The organism is Saliterribacillus persicus (assembly GCF_003337485.1).
Classification (GTDB): domain Bacteria; phylum Bacillota; class Bacilli; order Bacillales; family Amphibacillaceae; genus Saliterribacillus; species Saliterribacillus persicus.
The window spans coordinates 213,821-232,115 of sequence record NZ_QPJJ01000001.1 but is presented as its reverse complement, the minus strand read 5'-3'; the positions used below and the strand labels follow the sequence as shown (position 1 = coordinate 232,115).

Below are 18,295 nucleotides of genomic sequence, written 5' to 3'. Positions count from 1 at the left end.
ATTATATAGTTGCTATCTTTTTTATAGTGAATAGGGTGAGGTTTTAAAGTTATGTAAGTGCATTATTTATTGCGAGTAATTAATTCTGATGGATTAAAAAGACTGTTGTGTTAATTCTTTAAAATGATCTTTAGGCTTTTCAATGTTATTTTTCACCAGATATTGTGCTTGGTGCTTAAAAAGACTTACATAGCTTTCTCTATCTAAGAAGGATAGATCTCCTAGTTCATCAACGTCATTCTCTATTTGCACCGTATCTACTTTTACGTCCACAAATACAATCATAATTGTTTTACCTTTATATGTGACTTTACCAATCACTTGTTGTTGTGCTAAATCAACTAGAATAATCTCATGCTTAAATTCTGTTGGTTGATAAATGGTGTATCCAACATTAAATTTATTTCTTTTTCTTAATTTGAAATATAAAGTAATTACCAATGCAATTATTGAAAATAGCTTCAATAAAAGTACCCTAGCTTTCTTTTTCATTTTTTCACCTTCATTCATTAAAATAGTATGTAAGTTTTAATTCCGCCTTGATTGTATAAGAATAAATTTTAAAATAAAAGTTAATTTATTTAAGTCTTTCATCACTTTCATATTATGTATTAGAGCTTATTTCTTTTCAAATCAGTTATTCTAAATTACATTGAGATACTAAACTAGTATTGATCGAAAAATCCAATACCTCAATGGAAAATAGCGAAGTAATAGATTTGACTGAAGAGCAAATTAACAAAATCAAAAAGCAAATAAAATAGTGAAATAAATAATAAAGGTGGGCTTTTATAAAGTTCATCTTTTTATTTTTTTAAAAGATTATTCGACAGGTGACAGGCACCACTTATTCAAAAAATTATTGACATGATTAATTTGTTCTGCTAATCTCTTAGTTAATCACAAATTAAATATGAGTGTTTTACTCGGAAATAATTCTTATCAAGAGAGGTGGAGGGAACGGCCCTTTGAAGCCTCGGCAACCATTAAGTTTCGTGCTTAATATAGGTGCCAATTCCTACTGAAATCGTTTTGATTTTAGCAGAGATAAGAGGACTAATTTTACTTTTAACAGTCTCTCTTATCTACGGATAGGGAGACTTTTTGTATTTATAAAACTAAATAGTATATCTCTTATCGAGAGAGGTGGAGGGACTTGGCCCGACGAAACCCGGCAACCATTAAGTTACATACTTAATACAGGTGCCAAATCCATCAGGATAATCCTGAAAGATAAGAAGAGTGAAGCAGTCCTCTTTTTATTAAAGAGGGCTTTTTGTTTTTCTAATAGAATCATAGACCAATCAATAAAGGAGAAATTATATATGGCGATTGTCATCTTAGACGGAATTCGGACGCCTTTTGGAAAATGGAAGGGTGCCTTATCAGCTTATACACCGATTCAATTAGCTAGTAAAACCTTACAGCATTTATTGGAAAAATATCCAGCTTTGAATATTGATGGCGTTTTATTGGCCCAGGTGATTCAAGCGGGATCTGGTCAGAATCCAGCTAGACAAGTCGCTTATAAAGCAGGAGCTAACCCAGAAATACCAGCACTTACGTTAAATAATGTTTGCCTTGGCGGCGTCTCTTCAGTTGCAGATGCTGTTCGCAGAATCAAATTGGAAGAAGGCTCGCTTTATATCGTTGGGGGATTTGATTCGATGTCCAATGCACCGCATGTACTTCCTACTAGATCGATAAAAGGACTAGGGCATCAAACGTTAAAAGACACATTATTGCACGATGGTTTATGGTGCGCTTTAAGTGATCAATCAATGGGAGTGTTAACAGATCACTACAATCATCAATATCAGATAACAAGAGGAGAGCAAGATCAATATGCAGCATTATCACAACAAAGGGCAGCCACGGCAAGGTCAAAGGGAATCCTAAAACAGGAAATCCTTCCTTTTGAAGAGGTGTTAACAGAGGATGAAGGAATTCGCCCTGAAACGTCAGTTGAAAAATTGGCCGATTTAAAAACGGTTTTCACGGAAGACGGAACGATAACTGCGGGCAACGCTTCACAGATGACAGATGGTGCAAGTATTGGAATTGTGACAACATCAGAAAAAGCAGCAGAGTTACAAACTTCACCTCTAGCAGAAATCATAGATTGGGCAGAAACAGCAGGCCCTGATGCTAGTTTACACACGAAGCCTTCGGATGCGATTGCAAAAGTTCTCAAAAAGCAAAACCTGACTCCAAGTGATATTGATTTATTCGAAATCAATGAGGCGTTTGCAAGTGTCGTAATTGCGAGCTGTAAGGCGCTAAAAATAGATTGGGACAAGGTAAATGTCAACGGGGGAGCCATTGCGATCGGGCACCCGCTTGGTGGGACAGGTTTTCGCCTCATCCTTACGTTAGCACATGAATTAAAACGCCGCGGTGGCGGAACAGGAATCGCAGCTCTATGCGGTGGAGGCGGTCAAGGCATCGCAATTCTTATCGAGGTACCTAAGAGAGGGGAATTATCATGAGCGTAAAGACAACTAAGGAAAAATCGATATTATGGGAGCCGACAGGAAAAGATATTGCGAATTCTCATCTGCAGGCATTCGCCAATCAAATTCAGCAACCCCTTTTTCCATATGAACGTTTACACAGATGGTCAACGACGTATATTGACGAATTCTGGTCAGCGATATGGGATTATGCATGTCTCATTGGCGATAAAGGAAAAACGACTTATATACCAGCAGAATCGATGGTTGATGCAACTTTCTTTCCTGAAGCAACCCTCAATTTTGCGGAAAACCTTTTACAAGGAAAAGTCGATCAGATTGCTGCATATGAAGCGGATGAATCAGGAGTAACTGCTAAGATCACCTTTGGCGAATTGCGAATTCAAGTTGCGCGAGCGCAAGCAGGGTTAAAGCAGTTGGGTGTGAAAAAAGGAGACAGGGTTGCTGGTATAACTACAAATAATATTGAAGGGCTAGTTGCCTTAATTGCTACTACTTCACTTGGTGCTGTCTGGACGTCTTGCTCACCGGACTTTGGTGCAAAAGGTATCATTGACCGCATTGGTCAGGTTGAACCTAAAGTTTTAATCGCAAATCTAACATATCAGTACAAGCAAAAATTTTATGATATCTCGGATAAATTACAAGAAACAATTGAGCAAATCGATAGTATCACAGATGTTGTAACGATTGCTGGGGAAATTCCAGGTGCAACGAGCTGGAGTGCGCTTCTGGACAATGGTGCAAGTGCTCCAGATTTTGAAAAAGTTGGCTTCCGTGATCCGTTATATATTCTTTATACCTCTGGTACAACGGGACTTCCAAAGGCAATTGTTCATTCCGTTGGTGGAACCCTGCTACAGCATGTAAAAGAACATCAGTTACACTGTGATGTGCATGAAGGGGACGTGCTTTATTGGTATACCAATACTGCCTGGATGATGTATCCATGGTTAGTATCAGGTTTAGCAAGTAAGGCAGCTATTCTTTTATACGACGGTGCACCAGTATTACCTGATAACCCGAGTCATTTATGGGAAATTGCTGATCAGGTGAATGTTACGCATTTTGGTACAAGTCCGAAATACTTAGACACATTAATGAGAGAAGAAATCGTATTAAAGGATCTTTATAATCTTACTAGCCTAAAAAGTATTCTATCATGCGGTGCGCCGCTTGTTGCTGATCAGTATGACTGGGTTTACGAAACGATTAAAAAAGATCTTTTGTTAGCATCGATTTCTGGTGGGACAGAGATTATCGGATGCTTTGTAATGGGATCTCCAGTTCACCCAGTGATTCGTGGTGAGATTAGCTGTAAAGCATTAGGGATGGCAGTTGAAGTGGTGGATAATCGCGATGCCCTCGTATATGGCCAAAAAGGTGATCTTGTTTGCCTACAGCCATTCCCAAGCATGCCTCTTACTTTTTACGGAAAAAATGGAGATGAACGTTTTCGTGCTAATTATTTTACCGAACGAGCGGGGATATGGACGCATGGGGATTTTGCGGAACAAACGATTGATCAGTCCTTTATCATTTATGGGCGGGCTGACACGGTTCTTAATCCTGGAGGTGTTCGTATTGGGACGGCGGAAATTTACAGTGTGGTCGAGCAAATAAAAGAAGTGAAGGATTCGATTGTATTCGGATTACCTTGTGACAATGATGAAGAGATCGTCTTGTGTGTGGTAACAGAGGATTTATCAAAGGATTTAGCGGGAGTGATTCGGAAGCAAATTCGTGCTAATGCTTCGCCGCGGCATGTGCCAAGACGTATTTATCAAGTAAATGATATACCGCACACGATTAACGGAAAAAAAGTAGAAGGTGCCGTCAAGAAAGTGGCGGTGGGAAATGAAGTAAAGAATAAAGCGTCGATTCGCAATCCAGAATGCCTGCAATTTTTCACGGATATTCGAAAAAAGGAGTGCTATTAATGGCAAAACGACCGAACGGTGCCATCATTGGTATCGGTGAATTAAAGCCAGCGCGCTATTCAGAAGGAAAAACGACTTTAGGTTTAATCGCTGAATCTGTACTACTTGCAGTAAAAGATGCTGGTATTTCAAAAGAAGAGATCGACGGCTTGCTTGTGGGTCCGCAAGTTGGTGAAACACCGCAGCATGTTCCTGCAACTGTTTCAGAATATCTGGGAATTGAGCCTACGATGACTAATACAGTCGATTTAGGTGGTGCAACCGGTGCTGGTATGGTGTGGCGGGCAGCAGCGGCGATCGAAGCGGGTATGTGTGAAACGGTGGTATGTGTGCTAGCGAATAAGAATGAAAAAGGGAATGCGCCACGCTCACCAAATCGCAATCCTATTCGTGAATTTGATGTACCATTTGGGGCGTCTGGTGCAAACACTTCCTATGCATTATTAAAACGAGAGCATATGGAACGATACGGGTCAAAGCAGGAAGATTTTGCACAGATCGCTTACTTGGCACGCAATAATGCTTTGCAAAACCCGAAGGCCATTTTTTACGGCAAGCCGGTGAGTGTGGAGGATATCTTGCAGTCTCCAATGATATCGGATCCCCTGCATTTACTGGAGATCGTGATGCCATGTGCAGGAGGCGCTTGTGTGATTGTCACTTCAGCAGAAAAAGCAAAACACAGCTCGAAATATCCGGTCTATCTGCAAGGTGCAGGAGAAAAAATTACCCATCGTGCCGTGAGTCAAGCACCTGCTATTGATAAATTACCGTTTGTTTATTCTATCCCACAAGCGCTAAAGCAAGCAGGAATCACTGGGGAAGACTTGGACTTACTCTCTCTTTACGATTGTTATACAAGTGTTGTAGCAACACAAATTGAGAGCATCGGGATTTGTGAACAAGGTCAATTTGCAAGCTTTTTACGGAATCATACATTTGATCATAAAGGAGACTATCCACTGAATACACACGGGGGACAATTAGGATTTGGACAGGCTGATTTAGCTGGTGGAATGTCTCATGTAATCGAAGCGGTCCTGCAGCTAAGAGGAGAAGGTGGCGAGCGTCAAATTCCAAATATAAAGCACGCGCTTGTAACAGGAAACGGTGCGACATTAAGTGAAACAACGGCACTTGTGTTAGGGGGAGAACGATGACAAATATATCCTTTCCAGAACCGACGATTACGCAGGTAAGTAAACCTTTTTGGGACAAAATTGATCTACAAGAATTTTACCTACAGCAATGCGAGGATTGTCAGAAATGGATTTTCTATCCAAGGGCACATTGTCCCCATTGCTTTGGTGAAGAGCTTTTATGGAAAAAAGCATCAGGAAGCGGAACGTTAAAATCGTGGAGTATTGTCCATAGAGCAGGGCACCCAGCTTGGCAAGAAAAAACACCATACGCAGTTGGAATTGTGGAGCTTTTAGAAGGACCATCGCTTTTAACACATTTGATCATTGATCAGGAACAATTACGGTATCAATTACCTGTTACCATTTCATACGAGAAGCTCGGGGACAGATATCTACCATTTTTTAAAAAGAAGGGAGATTAACTTATGATTTACACTTATTTGATTTTAATCGTTTTATTTTGGCTAATCGGACTTTTAATATGGGGGAAATTTTACAAAAATAACTAAGGGAGGTTTTACATATGTTAACAGATTCAAGTCTGCTTTTATGGACTGTTATTATTTTATTAGTCGTCTATTTTGGCGTTGTAACATGGATAGGGCAAAGGGGAAGGAAGCATAGTAAGTCGATGAATGGTTTTGCAACAGCACGAGGGAAGGTGAGCCCATGGTTAGTTGGGGCAAGCTTTGCTGCATCCTATTCCAGTGCTAATTTATTTATCGGGGTGCCAGGTCTTGCATACCAATACGGAACATCTGTTTTGTGGTATACGTTAGGATGCTTTGGTGTTTCATGGGTCGGATTATTAATTTTTGCTAAAACCTTTTGGCGTTATGGGAAAAAATTTGGCCGTGTGTCGACAGTTCCAGAATGGTTAGGACGTCGTTATAACTCAAAAGCCTTGCAAGTGCTTGTTTCCGTCCTTATTTTATTTAATGTTTATTATATTGTTGGTCAAAATGTGGGGCTTGCGACGATCTTTGAAACAGTTATCGGAATACCTTATGTTTGGGGTATCATTATCGGGGTAACCATTACGATTTTGTATATCGGACTTGGTGGTGCCTATGCGCAGATGATTACCGATGGAATTCAAGGGTTACTTATGGCTGTTGCTTCTATCTTAATATTTGTTTCATTTTTCTGGACCATCGGTGGCGGAATCAATGTATTTGGCGAATTAACTAGTCAGCTAAATGCAGCGGATCCGAATTTAACAAGAGCTATTGGGGTAGAGGGTCCATATAATAGTGTGTTAGCAATTATGGCCGTACAGTTCTTATTGTTTAGCTTTATTTTAATGCCACATTTACTAAACAAAGTATTGTCGATTGAAACAGAGGAAGAGCTTGCACCTTTTACACTTTCAACAGGTATCGTGTTATTTGTCATTTCAACATTGATGGTGTTAGGTGGACTAGCTGCAAGAGTGTTATTCCCTGCACTAGAAAGCGCGGATGCTGCGATTCCGATGTATGTCATTGAATCGTTCCCAACTATTATTGCTGCGATCATCATTGTAGGTATTATTTCTGCAATATTGTCGAGTACGGACAGCTTATATTTAGGGGTAACAACAAGTATTGGGAATGATTTTTACAGAATAGTAGCTCCGCTTTTTAATAAGAATTTAAGTAAGGACCAAATAGATTCACAGTCGCTTAAAGTGGCAAAAGGTTCTCTACTCTTAGTTGGTTTATTGTCTTTGTATATTTCATTAGACCGCCCAGAATCTTTGTCGATTTTGATTCAATTTAGTTTCTCTGCGATTTTATCAGGTATTTTAGCACCGATTTCGCTCGGCTACTTTTGGAAAAAGGCGACGAATTATGGAGCGATAGCTGCTGTTATTGCAGGTGCTGGTCTTTATGTCGTATTTACACAATTGAACGTAATTGAAAATATATATTTGGCAATGTTCTTTGCCTCGCTAGCCTCGTTTGTAGCGATGGGCATTATTAGTTATATCACTGCAAATGAAAAGCATGAAGCACTTGTTTTGAAAAAAATTAGTTAATAGTATTTCGGGGGATTAGCAGCTGATCTAGTTGCTAATCCTTTTTGCTCGTTATTTCTTAAGATAGAGATGTTAGATAGTGGATAGCTTTATTTATATATTAACTATCTTTTTTATAGTATGATGATAAAAAGAGAGGGTGATAGAGTCATGGAAAATGTTAAAGAAGAGACACTAGTCATTGATTGCTCAATTGAAAAAGCCTTGGATGTCATTGGCTCAAAGTGGTCCTTTTTAATTTTGCGTGAATTGTTTGGAGGAACCAAACGCTTTAGTGAGCTCCAGCGTGCAATTAAAGGAGTAAGTCCAAAAGCATTAACAAACGCACTAAGACATATGGAAGAAAATGAAATCGTAATCCGAAAAGTATACCCAACCGTCCCAGCAAAAGTAGAATACTCCCTCACAGATAAAGGACAAGACCTACATAAAATCATCAAAGAAATGAAACTATGGGGAGCTAAATGGGGATAAAGATTATTCGACAGGTGCCAGGCACCACAAAACTACAAGATTGGAGGATCAAAATGAAAAATTATGAAAAAAATGTTGTAGAGATTAATCATCATGGTAGGAGGGTTTATGGGGTCTCTTACATGCCTATGAATAAGACTGAGTTTCCGATGGTGATTTTTAGTCATGGTTTTAATGGGACGCATGCGGATTTTGCTATGCATAGTGAGTATTTAGCTGATAATGGTGTGGGGGCATTTTGTTTTGATTTCTGCGGTGGATCTGTACATTCAAAAAGTGATCTTAAGACGACGGAAATGTCTATCATTACAGAAAAGGAAGATTTGTGCGCTGTAATTGATACTATAAAGCAATGGGATAATGTCGATCGCGACAATATCTTTCTTTTTGGAGGAAGTCAAGGCGGATTTGTTACAGCTTTAGTAGCAGAAGAATATATAGATGAAATAAAAGGCTTGTTGTTGATGTTTCCTGCATTTTGCATTCCGGATAATTGGACGGAAAGATTTCCTGTATTAGACAATGCTCCTGACACCTGTGAGATATGGGGCGTGCCGTTGGGGAAAAAATTCATTGAATCCATTCATGGATATAACGTATTTGAACATATTGGCAAATTCAATAAGAATGTATTAATTTTGCACGGTGATGAGGATGAAATTGTTCCCCTTGAATATGGAGAGAAAGCAGCAAAGCTATATCCTCATGCAAGCATGGAAGTGTTTTCTGGAGAAGGACATGGATTTTCAGAAGAAAGTAATAAAAAAGTAGTGGATATGACACTTGAATTTGTAAAAGAAAACTTATAAATCTCTTCTCATTGAAGGAAGATAATATTTGCTGAAAAGGCGCATCTATGAGATGCGTTTTTTTATGAATTTGAAGATAATTTCAGGAAAAAGATTCATTTTTAAAACGCTATTTATGAACAATAAAACAATAAAAGTATATTTATTCAAATTTTATGCATTTGACATAAAATGTCCATATGAATTTATGAGAATTTTGAATATACTTATTTTATAAACATTTTAATTACCAAATATGGTAAAGGGAAAATAAGTTCCTAGTCCCATATAAGGGATCATCAAGAGGACCGTTATACACATACATGTGAAATACTTCACATGAAAAACAGAGCGAGGAAGGAGCATTTTGATGAGAATAGGGATACCGAAGGAAAGCTACCCCGGTGAAACCCGGGTTGCTGCAATTCCTAAAACAGTTGAACAACTAAAGAAATTCGGCTTTGATATTTCTGTTGAAGCTGGAGCTGGTGAAGAAGCTAGCTTTACAGATGAGCAATACCTAAAGGCAGGAGCAATCAACGCAAGCACTACTGACGTTTGGCAATCTGACATCATTTTTAAAATAAATCCGCCAAACGAGGAAGAAATAGTGAAGATGAATGAGGGCGCAACGTTAGTTAGTTTTATTTTTCCGCGTCAAAATAGTGAGCTAATCAAGCATCTTACGGAGAAAAGAATCAATGTATTAGCAATGGATATGGTGCCAAGGATTTCACGGGCGCAATCTGTTGATGTCTTGTCTTCGATGGCCAACATTGGAGGATATCGAGCGGTTATGGAGGCGACACATGCTTTTGGTCGCTTTCTAAATGGCCAAATAACCGCTGCGGGTAAAGTACCTCCAGCAAAAATATTTGTCATTGGTGCTGGTGTAGCTGGGTTAGCTGCAATTGGTACAGGGCGTTCGCTTGGAGCAATTGTTCGAGCATTTGATGCACGTGCTGAAGTGGCAGAACAAGTTGAATCGATGGGTGGAGAATTTTTAAGTGTGGCCATCGAGGAAGATGGAACAACCGCTTCTGGATATGCAAAGGAAATGTCTGAGGCTTTTATTAAAGCAGAGATGGATTTAATAGCAGAACAAGCAAAAGAAGTAGATATCATCATAACAACTGCACTGATTCAAGGGATGCCGGCTCCAAAGCTTATTACCAAAGAGATGGTTGATAGCATGAAGCCTGGATCAGTAATCGTTGATATGGCTGCTCTAACAGGTGGTAACTGTGAATACACGGTTCCAAACGAACTCACTGTCACAGACTCAGGAGTGAAAATAATTGGATATACCGATCTTCCGGGTCGCATGCCAGCACAAGCATCCGATATGTATGCAACAAACTTGGTTAATTTAACAAAATTGCTGTGTAAAGAAAAGGATGGAAATATCGATATTGATTTTGATGATGTGATATTAAGGAACATGGCAGTTACGCGTGAAGGGAAAGTAACTTTTCCACCACCTGAAATTAGTGTCTCAGCAGCTCCTGTGAAAAAGGAAGACAGTAAAGCTAAAACAGAACCAATTACAAAAGAAACAAAAAATCGCTCTGGCTTGAAATATATGTTCGGCATAGCTGCCATTCTTTTATTCGGTTGGATAGGGCAAGTATCACCACCAGAGTTTTTATCTCACTTTACAGTTTTTGCATTAGCTATTGTTGTTGGTTATTACGTGATTTGGAAGGTGACAAGTGCCTTGCATACCCCACTCATGTCCGTTACAAATGCGATCTCAGGTATTATTGTCGTGGGTGCAATTTTACAAATTAATAGTGATATTCTAGCAGTGAAAATTTTATCTTTTATTGGTATTTTAATAGCATCTATTAATATATTTGGTGGATTTATGATAACGCACCGTATGTTAAATATGTTTAGAAAGGATCAGGAGGTGTAAGGGATGGAGATGTCTCAAGGTTTAGTTACTGTAGCGTATATCATTGCAGGTGTCCTATTTATCCTAAGCTTAGCTGGTCTATCTAAACAAGAAACTGCTAAAAATGGGAACATAATTGGTATTGTAGGTATGGCCATAGCAATCGTGGCTACTGTTTTAAGTATAGAGCTTGATATGGAAGCATGGATCTATATTGTAGTAGCGGTGGCGCTTGGTGCTTTGATTGGAATTGTTGTAGCGAAAAAGGTTAAAATGACCGAAATGCCACAACTTATTGCGATTTTAAACAGTTTTGTTGGTCTAGCTGCTGTGTTAGTTGGTTTTAATAGTTTCATTAAAATATTTACACATGATCCTGTACGTGATGTTCATTTAAATATTGAATTAATAGAAATATCCCTTGGTGCTCTTATTGGTGCCATCACCTTTACGGGCTCCATTGTTGCTTTTGGTAAATTGCATGGAATGATTGGTTCGAAACTTCTTTCTTATCCATTCAAGGGAGCGGTAAATGCCATACTCCTAATTGCATCTATTGTTCTTATAGCTTTATTTATTATCGAGGGAAGCTCTCTAAACGCAATGATTTATCTTAGCATCATGACAGCGATCGCTCTGTATCTTGGATGGCAAATGGTTATGTCAATCGGTGGAGCAGATATGCCAGTTGTTATCTCGGTGTTGAACTCTCTATCTGGATGGGCTGCTGCAGCGACAGGATTCATGCTAACGAATGACCTGTTAATTATTACTGGAGCTTTAGTAGGTTCTTCTGGTTGGATTCTATCCTATGTGATGTGTAAAGGAATGAACAGATCCATCGTCGCTGTCATTGCTGGTGGGTTTGGTGATCAAGGAGCAAGTGCAACATCTGATGGAGAAGTGGGTGAGCACCGTGAGATTTTTGCAGAAGATGTAGGAGAAATGTTAAAACAATCACGCTCTGTTATTATTACACCAGGCTACGGAATGGCTGTGGCTCAAGCACAATATCCGATTGCAGAAATGACGAAAAAACTTCGTGACCAGGGAATCGATGTGCGTTTTGCGATACATCCAGTTGCTGGTCGTTTACCAGGCCATATGAATGTGCTTTTAGCTGAAGCGAAGGTGCCTTACGACATTGTGTTGGAAATGGATGAAATCAATGAGGACTTTCCTGAAACAGATACTGTACTTGTTATCGGTGCAAATGACACGGTAAATCCAGCGGCACAAGATGACCCAACTGGTCCAATTGCTGGCATGCCTGTTCTTGAAGTATGGAAAGCAAAAAATGTCGTGGTGATGAAACGCTCTATGGGAGTAGGTTATGCTGGAGTGCAAAATCCGCTGTTCTTTAAAGAAAATTCCAGTATGTGTTTTGGGGATGCGAAAACAACGACAGAGGCAATATTGCATTCGATATAAAAAAGTAAACTGTTAATATGAAAAGTGACCTAGAAATAAAGATTAATCGACAGGTGCCAGGCACCATTCACTAAAAAGGACGAGCCCGAGGGCTCGTCCTTTCCAATTATCTATTTTTGTCTGGTCCGAATAGTTTGTCTCCGGTTTCTATTGCTGGTCTTGGTGCTTCGTCCATGTCATAGCCAAGGAAAAATCCTGTGTGTGGTGGCTGATTATAGCCAACATTTTGCCAGGCTACAGATAGTCGGTAAACTGGGTCGTGCATCAATGTGTGAATTTTTTCTTCAGTTACGTCTGTTGTCGTGTAGATTCTAAGCTCTTCACTATCACTAGATGGCCAGATTACTTCTTCACGCCAGTCCCCATAGATATCTGCTTGAAGTGATGGATTCCCTTTTGTCCAGTTGCTTGTACGTGTGCCTTCCGGTGTTAGTAGATTAACTAGCTCACCGTTTTCGTAATCCCACTTGTCAATACGTCCAACGCCGTGCGGGTCATTGTCTTGATCAAACGTATGATCAAGAATCTCTCGACCTAAATCGCCGTCCCACCAAACCGCATGGTTGACCGATTGTGGAATAGATTGTGAAATTAATTCGCCATCTACAGCATGTAGCCCGTTTCCAGAGCTTCCGTCCCATGCTGAAGAAGTCCAGAATTCAGCACCCTCGTAACGTGGATCAATGTCAGCGATCAGACCACGTCCTACGTCACTGCTGATATCGACACCGGCTATTTTCTCACCAGTTGCCGCGTCACGAATCCCGTAGCCTATTGGGATCGATGCGTCTTCGTGTGGTTGGAAAATTTCTAGTCCTGGACGGTTCGGATCAAAATCGCTGACGTGAAGTGCGTCACCATGTCCCCATCCAGTTGTGTATAGACCGCTTCCGTCATCATCTACGACCATCGCACCGTAAATGATCTCATCATTGCCATCTTCATCTACGTCAGCTACAGATAGACTGTGATTTCCTTGTCCTGCATAGCCTTCATTTCCTTCGTCATCACTATCAAATACCCATTCCTCTGTTAGCTCGCCATCACGGAAGTTATAGGCAGCTAGTACAGATCTCGTATAATAGCCGCGAGCCATGACAATGCTTGGGCGCTCCCCGTCGAGATAAGCTACTCCAGCTAGGAATCTATCAACGCGGTTACCATAACCATCACCCCAGTCACTAACATTTCCTCTTGCAGGTGTATAGTCTGTTGTTGTCAATTCTTTTCCTGTTTCGCCTTCAAAAACGGTTAAATATTCAGGTCCATCTAAAATATAACCACCATCATTACGCCAGTCAGCTTCGGCATCACCAATGACATCTCCTTGTCCATCAACCGTACCGTCTGCTGTTTTTAAAACGACTTCTGATTTTCCATTGCCATCAAAATCATAGACAAGGAACTGCGTATAGTGGGCACCCGCACGAATATTTTTACCAAGGTCAAGGCGCCATAATTTCGTTCCATCTAGCTTGTAGGCATCTAAATAAACATTACCTGTATAACCTGATCGGGAGTTATCCTTCGAGTTCGATGGGTCCCATTTTAAAATGATCTCATATTCACCATCCCCGTCAAGATCCCCAACACTTGCATCATTTGCGCTATAGGCGTAATCTACTCCGTCTGGTGTGGTGCCACCCTCAGGTTTGTCTAGTGTGACACTTAAATAATCTTCGCTCCAAACATCCACTTCCTCTGTTATTTTATCGCCACTTCCTTTAATGATCTTCACTTGATATTTCGAATCTATCGTTCCATTCTCATCGAAAATATTGGTGCTGTCCTCAATCGGCTTCTTATTCACCTTTTTCCCATCACGGAAAACATTGAATTTCACCTCTTTCGGATCCGTTCCAAGCATCTTCCATCCTACGTAAACGCCATCCTCTGATTGCACTGCTACTAAAGCACGGTCCAGTTGTTCCATTTGACGTTTGCGAACTTCTGTTACGGGAGATTCTGCAACCTCAGAAGCTTCTGAAATCCCGCCTTCGTTAACCGCGCGTACCTGATAATAGTAGGGGTTATAGGTCAAAATCGAATCGTCTGTAAAGCTTGCTTCAGTGGTTGTTGCGATTTTTTCAAAGGTCACTGCACCTTCTGGGTAGTCTGCTGGGTTGTGATTGGCACGGTAAATATAGTATTGTATGGCACCATCTGTTGTTTCCCAATTTAACGTGACGTTATCAAGTGTTGCGTCGTTTACAGCTACGCCTGCGGGTGCTGATGGTACTTCTATTTCTTCATTAAAAATTTGTGCGGTTACCTCATTGCTATTTTCTGATTCGATACCTGAGGAATGCACGAGTGTTACAGCGTAGGTATAGGAAAATCCGAGTTCTACGCTCGTGTCGGTGTAGGTTGCATCTGTTGTTTCATCGATCTTCTCAAAGGATTCATCGGATTCATTTTTACGGTAAATATTATAATGACTAGACGCGTCGTCAGCGTCCCAGGACAATTCTACTACACTGTCTGCTGAGTAAGTAACAGTGTCAACAGCTAGGCTCTCAATTTTAGTCATCGGGATAATTTCTAATGCATTAATCCGTCCGTTGTTTCCGATATCGATTACGATTTGTTCATCGCTTACGGTCAAATTAGTGTTAAGCTCTGCGTATTCTCCAGCCCCAGAGGAAATACTTCCCTCGCTCTCGCCGTTAATCGCGAAGCTGGTTCTGTTAAAGGCAATATCGTCGCCAGCAATAATGCGAACGAAGTAGTCTCCGTTTGGAACGTCAACGGTAAAGGAGTAATCTGCCCCGTTAGTGAAGTCTCTTCTTAAATTATCGGGTTCACCTCGGTCACGATTATCCACTTCATTGCTTAAACCATATCCTCTTTCTGCGTCGTAAATTAGGGTGTTAGAAACTTGTGTATAGCCATCTGCTACCGGACTACTTTCTGAGCCAAAATCAAATAAATAACTGTCATCTGTTTCTGCCTGAACCTGTGATGGGGAATAAGCTGGTAATAGACTAACTAATAATACGGCAATTAGAAATACAGAAACCTTCTTCATCAAATGCAAAAACCTCCTATTATTTTGATCTAGTTTTTTTATGTAGCCTCTAGGATGTCCGGGATCTCGCGTATCTTTTGCATCACCTCCTTAAATAGAAGTCAGACCCTTAGACTTGGTTCTATAGTATGATAGCGCTTACATTTAGTTTTAAAAAATTTTTAGTTGTGCATATAAGCGTGGCTAGGGCTTTGTGTTGTGGCAATTTTGTGAAATTTCCATCTGAGTAATGCAAGCTTAATGAGGATAAGCGCGTTCGTCAATAAAATCTCCGAAAATTGAACAAACAACTCTGATATTTGTGGATTTGTTTTAGGGGAGAGAGTGGGAGGTTGATGAGACTGCTTCTCTACTCAGTAATACTAGATACCATGACGCCAAAGCTAGATACGAATTCAGAAAACTAGATAACCAATCTTTAATAAAGATTAATCGACAGGTGACAGGCACCAAAAAACCGAAATCCAATTCCTAAATAATGTGGATACAAAAACAGGAGTTTCATGAAATGAAATTGAATTAATAGGAATAGGCATTTATCGTCATTATCACCTAAAAATGTAATATGCTGTGAGGGGAGTTAAATAATGAAAAGAAAAATACATATTATGGGTGCTTCTGGAGCTGGAACTTCTACCTTAGGTGCTGCACTAGCTGAAAAATTGCCCCATACATACCTTGATACAGATGATTACTTTTGGACAAAAAAGTTTACAGAGCAAAGAGCTGTACCGGATAGAAGAGAGCTACTACAAAATGATTTATTATTATATGAAAATTGGATTTTATCTGGTGCTGTTTGTGGCTGGGGAGATGATTTCAAGAATTACTTCGATCTCCTTATTTTTTTATGGATTCCAAAAGATATAAGACTTGAAAGATTAAAGGAAAGAGAATCTCAGAGGTATGGAAAAGGAGTATTACCCGGCGGTAGCAACTACGAACAATCAAAAACATTCTTAGAATGGGCATCTTTATATGATGATGCGGGTCTGGAAGTGAGAAGTAAAACCCTTCACGAACAATGGATGAAAGATGCACCATGTCCTGTATTAAGAATTGAAGGAGATTATACAGTAGCCGAGCGAGTCAATCTGGTATTGAATTATCTGAATTCTAATTGAACAAAATTGAAAGGAGAATATATTTGAAACAAACATTATTAGTCATTGATGCGCAGCAAGAATTAATAGAAGGGAATCATAAAGAAAGTGCTGTTTTCAATAAAGATCAGCTTATCAACAAAATTAATTTAGTAATTGAAAAAGCTAATGAATCGAATGTTCCTATAATTTTTGTTAGAGATTTGGATGTAGCGGAAGGTAAAGGGAAAGGATTTCAAATCCATGAAAAAATACTGGTACCTCCAAATGCAAAGATATTTGATAAAACTGCAACAAATTCCTTTCATGGAACTGGACTTCTAAATTATTTAAAAATTGAAGAGATGGAGCATGTCGTTATTATGGGATGTGAAACGCAACACTGCATCGATAGCGCTGTTAGAACGGCTACCATTAATGGTTTAGATGTTACTTTAGTAGGCGATGGGCATTCGACCAAAGAAAGTGCAGTATTGAGTGCGGAACAAATTATAAAACATCACAATGAAACCCTTCATGGACATTATAATGTTGAACACTTCTCCATCGTAAGAAATGCAGAGGAAGACTTGTTCCGTCCACAGCATGATAGATATCGAGAAGAATAAGTGCTAAAGAAAAAGCGAATTTTTAGAATTATACCGAGAGAGGAGAGGGTATAAACATCAAACAAATTTTTAAGCTTTTTGTAACCGCGTGGATCTGTGTCTTATTAACTGCTTGCACAGATGATGAAGAAGTTATAAAAATTGAAAATAAAAATTTTGGAGAGATGTTAGTTGTTAAAAAAATAATAGATAATCATCCAGCCGAGGATTCGGATATTGTTATAAAAGATAAAAAGAAAATAAAAGAGGTATTGTCTTTGGTGGAAGGGGTTCACGTTGAGAATATTGAAAATGAACAAGCAATGAATAAAATAAAATCAGGAACTGTATATATATTCGGTTTCTTTAACGAAAATAAATCAACAACACAAAAGGGAGAATATGCTTTCTCTATTTTAGAAGACGGTTCAATAATCTTCACCTATGACAATATTAATAACACACAAACACCCGTCATCACAACCCAGAAACAAAAGGACAAACTAAATAAGATAAAGCAGTTGTTGAATATATTATGAGGAATAATGGTGTCAATTTTTATATAAGAGTTCTTTGTGAAATATGTGTAGATGATTATTAGAGGAGGAAAGAAAGTGAATACCTCAAAGCAGAACAGTATCGCTTGGGATAAAAAAGTGGAAGAGGGTTCTAGATACACTCAATCAGTAAGTGCTGAAATTATTAATAAAAGTAAAGCTGGTGACTGGGAAATCACTGTCACAACTGAAAAATCAGTCCCTAGAGATTGGTTTCCTAAAAATTTAAAAGGAGTAAAGATTCTTTGTTTAGCATCGGGTGGAGGTCAACAAGGACCAGTTTTAGCCGCAGCAGGAGCAGACGTAACAGTAACTGATATATCTAAAAAGCAATTGGAGCAAGATCAAATGGTAGCAAAAAGAGATGGATTAAATTTAAAAACAATGCAAGGAGATATGTCAGATCTTAGTGAGTTTGACGATGAATCTTATGATATTGTTGTCAATCCTGTTTCTAACTTATTTGTAAAAGATGTGCGCCCCGTATGGAATGAAGTTTCAAGAGTTTTAAAGAATAAAGGAATTCTGATTTGTGGCTTTACAAATCCTTTATTATGGATTTTTGATGATAATCAAGAGCGAAAAGGGATTTTAGATGTTAAAAATGCTATTCCTTCATCGACATTGGACTTTCTAAAAAAGGATGAACTTGAAGATTATATTAAAACAAATCAAACAATAGAATATGCCCATACCTTGGAAGACCAAATTCAAGGACAAATTGATGCAGGGTTTCTTATATCAGGCTTTTTTGAAGATGACTTTGGAGGGAAGAGAATATTAGATAACTATATTAAAACTTTTATCGCAACGCGAGCTATAAAATTAAAAGTAGAATAGGATAGGTAGGATGA

At 39.2% G+C, this 18,295-nt stretch carries 15 protein-coding genes and 2 riboswitches; of the genes, 13 read left to right on the top strand and 2 right to left on the bottom strand.

Annotated elements, in window-relative coordinates; translation table 11 throughout:
• Positions 1–93: 93 nt before the first annotated feature.
• Entirely contained in the window at positions 94–492 is a 399-nt protein-coding gene (locus DFR57_RS00960) for a hypothetical protein (protein ID WP_245937345.1), read from the bottom strand.
• 444 nt (positions 493–936) lie between these two features.
• Positions 937–1,054, top strand: a riboswitch (SAM riboswitch).
• A gap of 77 nt (positions 1,055–1,131) precedes the next feature.
• Positions 1,132–1,240, top strand: a riboswitch (SAM riboswitch).
• 85 nt (positions 1,241–1,325) lie between these two features.
• Between DFR57_RS00960 and DFR57_RS00955 the strand changes: the two genes are divergently transcribed.
• The 9 genes from DFR57_RS00955 to pntB all read left to right on the top strand — a co-directional run bounded on the left by DFR57_RS00955 (position 1,326) and on the right by pntB (position 12,166).
• Positions 1,326–2,489, top strand: a complete 1,164-nt coding sequence (locus DFR57_RS00955; protein WP_114351260.1) for a thiolase family protein — start codon at positions 1,326–1,328, stop codon at positions 2,487–2,489.
• The gene (locus tag DFR57_RS00950) at positions 2,486–4,414 is read left to right on the top strand and encodes an acetoacetate--CoA ligase (RefSeq protein ID WP_114351259.1); all 1,929 of its coding nucleotides are present in this window, start codon (positions 2,486–2,488) and stop codon (positions 4,412–4,414) included. The genes DFR57_RS00955 and DFR57_RS00950 overlap by 4 nt, the downstream gene beginning before the upstream one ends.
• Complete coding sequence (locus tag DFR57_RS00945; protein WP_114351258.1) at positions 4,414–5,574, top strand: thiolase family protein; 1,161 nt, start codon at positions 4,414–4,416, stop codon at positions 5,572–5,574. The genes DFR57_RS00950 and DFR57_RS00945 overlap by 1 nt, the downstream gene beginning before the upstream one ends.
• Positions 5,571–5,978, top strand: a complete 408-nt coding sequence (locus tag DFR57_RS00940) for a Zn-ribbon domain-containing OB-fold protein (RefSeq protein WP_114351257.1) — start codon at positions 5,571–5,573, stop codon at positions 5,976–5,978. The genes DFR57_RS00945 and DFR57_RS00940 overlap by 4 nt, the downstream gene beginning before the upstream one ends.
• Before the next feature lie 101 nt (positions 5,979–6,079).
• Positions 6,080–7,576 (top strand): sodium:solute symporter family protein, encoded by a 1,497-nt coding sequence (locus tag DFR57_RS00935; RefSeq protein ID WP_114351256.1) that lies wholly within the window; start codon positions 6,080–6,082, stop codon positions 7,574–7,576.
• A gap of 150 nt (positions 7,577–7,726) precedes the next feature.
• Positions 7,727–8,050, top strand: a complete 324-nt coding sequence (locus DFR57_RS00930) for a winged helix-turn-helix transcriptional regulator (RefSeq protein ID WP_114351255.1) — start codon at positions 7,727–7,729, stop codon at positions 8,048–8,050.
• Between the two features lie 53 nt (positions 8,051–8,103).
• Positions 8,104–8,859, top strand: a complete 756-nt coding sequence (locus DFR57_RS00925) for an alpha/beta hydrolase family protein (protein WP_114351254.1) — start codon at positions 8,104–8,106, stop codon at positions 8,857–8,859.
• Positions 8,860–9,208: 349 nt separating this feature from the next.
• The gene (locus DFR57_RS00920) at positions 9,209–10,756 is read left to right on the top strand and encodes a Re/Si-specific NAD(P)(+) transhydrogenase subunit alpha (protein WP_114351253.1); all 1,548 of its coding nucleotides are present in this window, start codon (positions 9,209–9,211) and stop codon (positions 10,754–10,756) included.
• 3 nt (positions 10,757–10,759) lie between these two features.
• Positions 10,760–12,166, top strand: a complete 1,407-nt coding sequence (gene pntB / locus DFR57_RS00915) for a Re/Si-specific NAD(P)(+) transhydrogenase subunit beta (RefSeq protein WP_211315327.1) — start codon at positions 10,760–10,762, stop codon at positions 12,164–12,166.
• A 106-nt stretch (positions 12,167–12,272) separates the two neighbouring features.
• On the opposite strand, the gene DFR57_RS18530 is transcribed toward pntB, so the two are convergent.
• The gene (locus tag DFR57_RS18530; RefSeq protein WP_114351252.1) at positions 12,273–15,194 is read right to left on the bottom strand and encodes a rhamnogalacturonan lyase family protein; all 2,922 of its coding nucleotides are present in this window, start codon (positions 15,192–15,194) and stop codon (positions 12,273–12,275) included.
• 587 nt (positions 15,195–15,781) lie between these two features.
• Here DFR57_RS18530 and DFR57_RS00905 point away from each other — a divergent pair.
• From DFR57_RS00905 to DFR57_RS00890, 4 genes are all read left to right on the top strand, one after another.
• The gene (locus DFR57_RS00905) at positions 15,782–16,318 is read left to right on the top strand and encodes an ATP-binding protein (protein ID WP_114351251.1); all 537 of its coding nucleotides are present in this window, start codon (positions 15,782–15,784) and stop codon (positions 16,316–16,318) included.
• A gap of 23 nt (positions 16,319–16,341) precedes the next feature.
• A complete protein-coding gene (locus tag DFR57_RS00900; RefSeq protein WP_114351250.1) occupies positions 16,342–16,905 on the top strand; it encodes a cysteine hydrolase family protein in 564 nt (187 codons plus the stop codon).
• 164 nt (positions 16,906–17,069) lie between these two features.
• Positions 17,070–17,423 carry a hypothetical protein gene (locus tag DFR57_RS00895; protein WP_114351249.1) on the top strand — a complete coding sequence of 118 codons (354 nt, stop codon included), beginning with the start codon at positions 17,070–17,072 and terminating at the stop codon, positions 17,421–17,423.
• Between the two features lie 75 nt (positions 17,424–17,498).
• Positions 17,499–18,281 carry a class I SAM-dependent methyltransferase gene (locus DFR57_RS00890; RefSeq protein ID WP_114351248.1) on the top strand — a complete coding sequence of 261 codons (783 nt, stop codon included), beginning with the start codon at positions 17,499–17,501 and terminating at the stop codon, positions 18,279–18,281.
• Positions 18,282–18,295 lie beyond the last annotated feature (14 nt).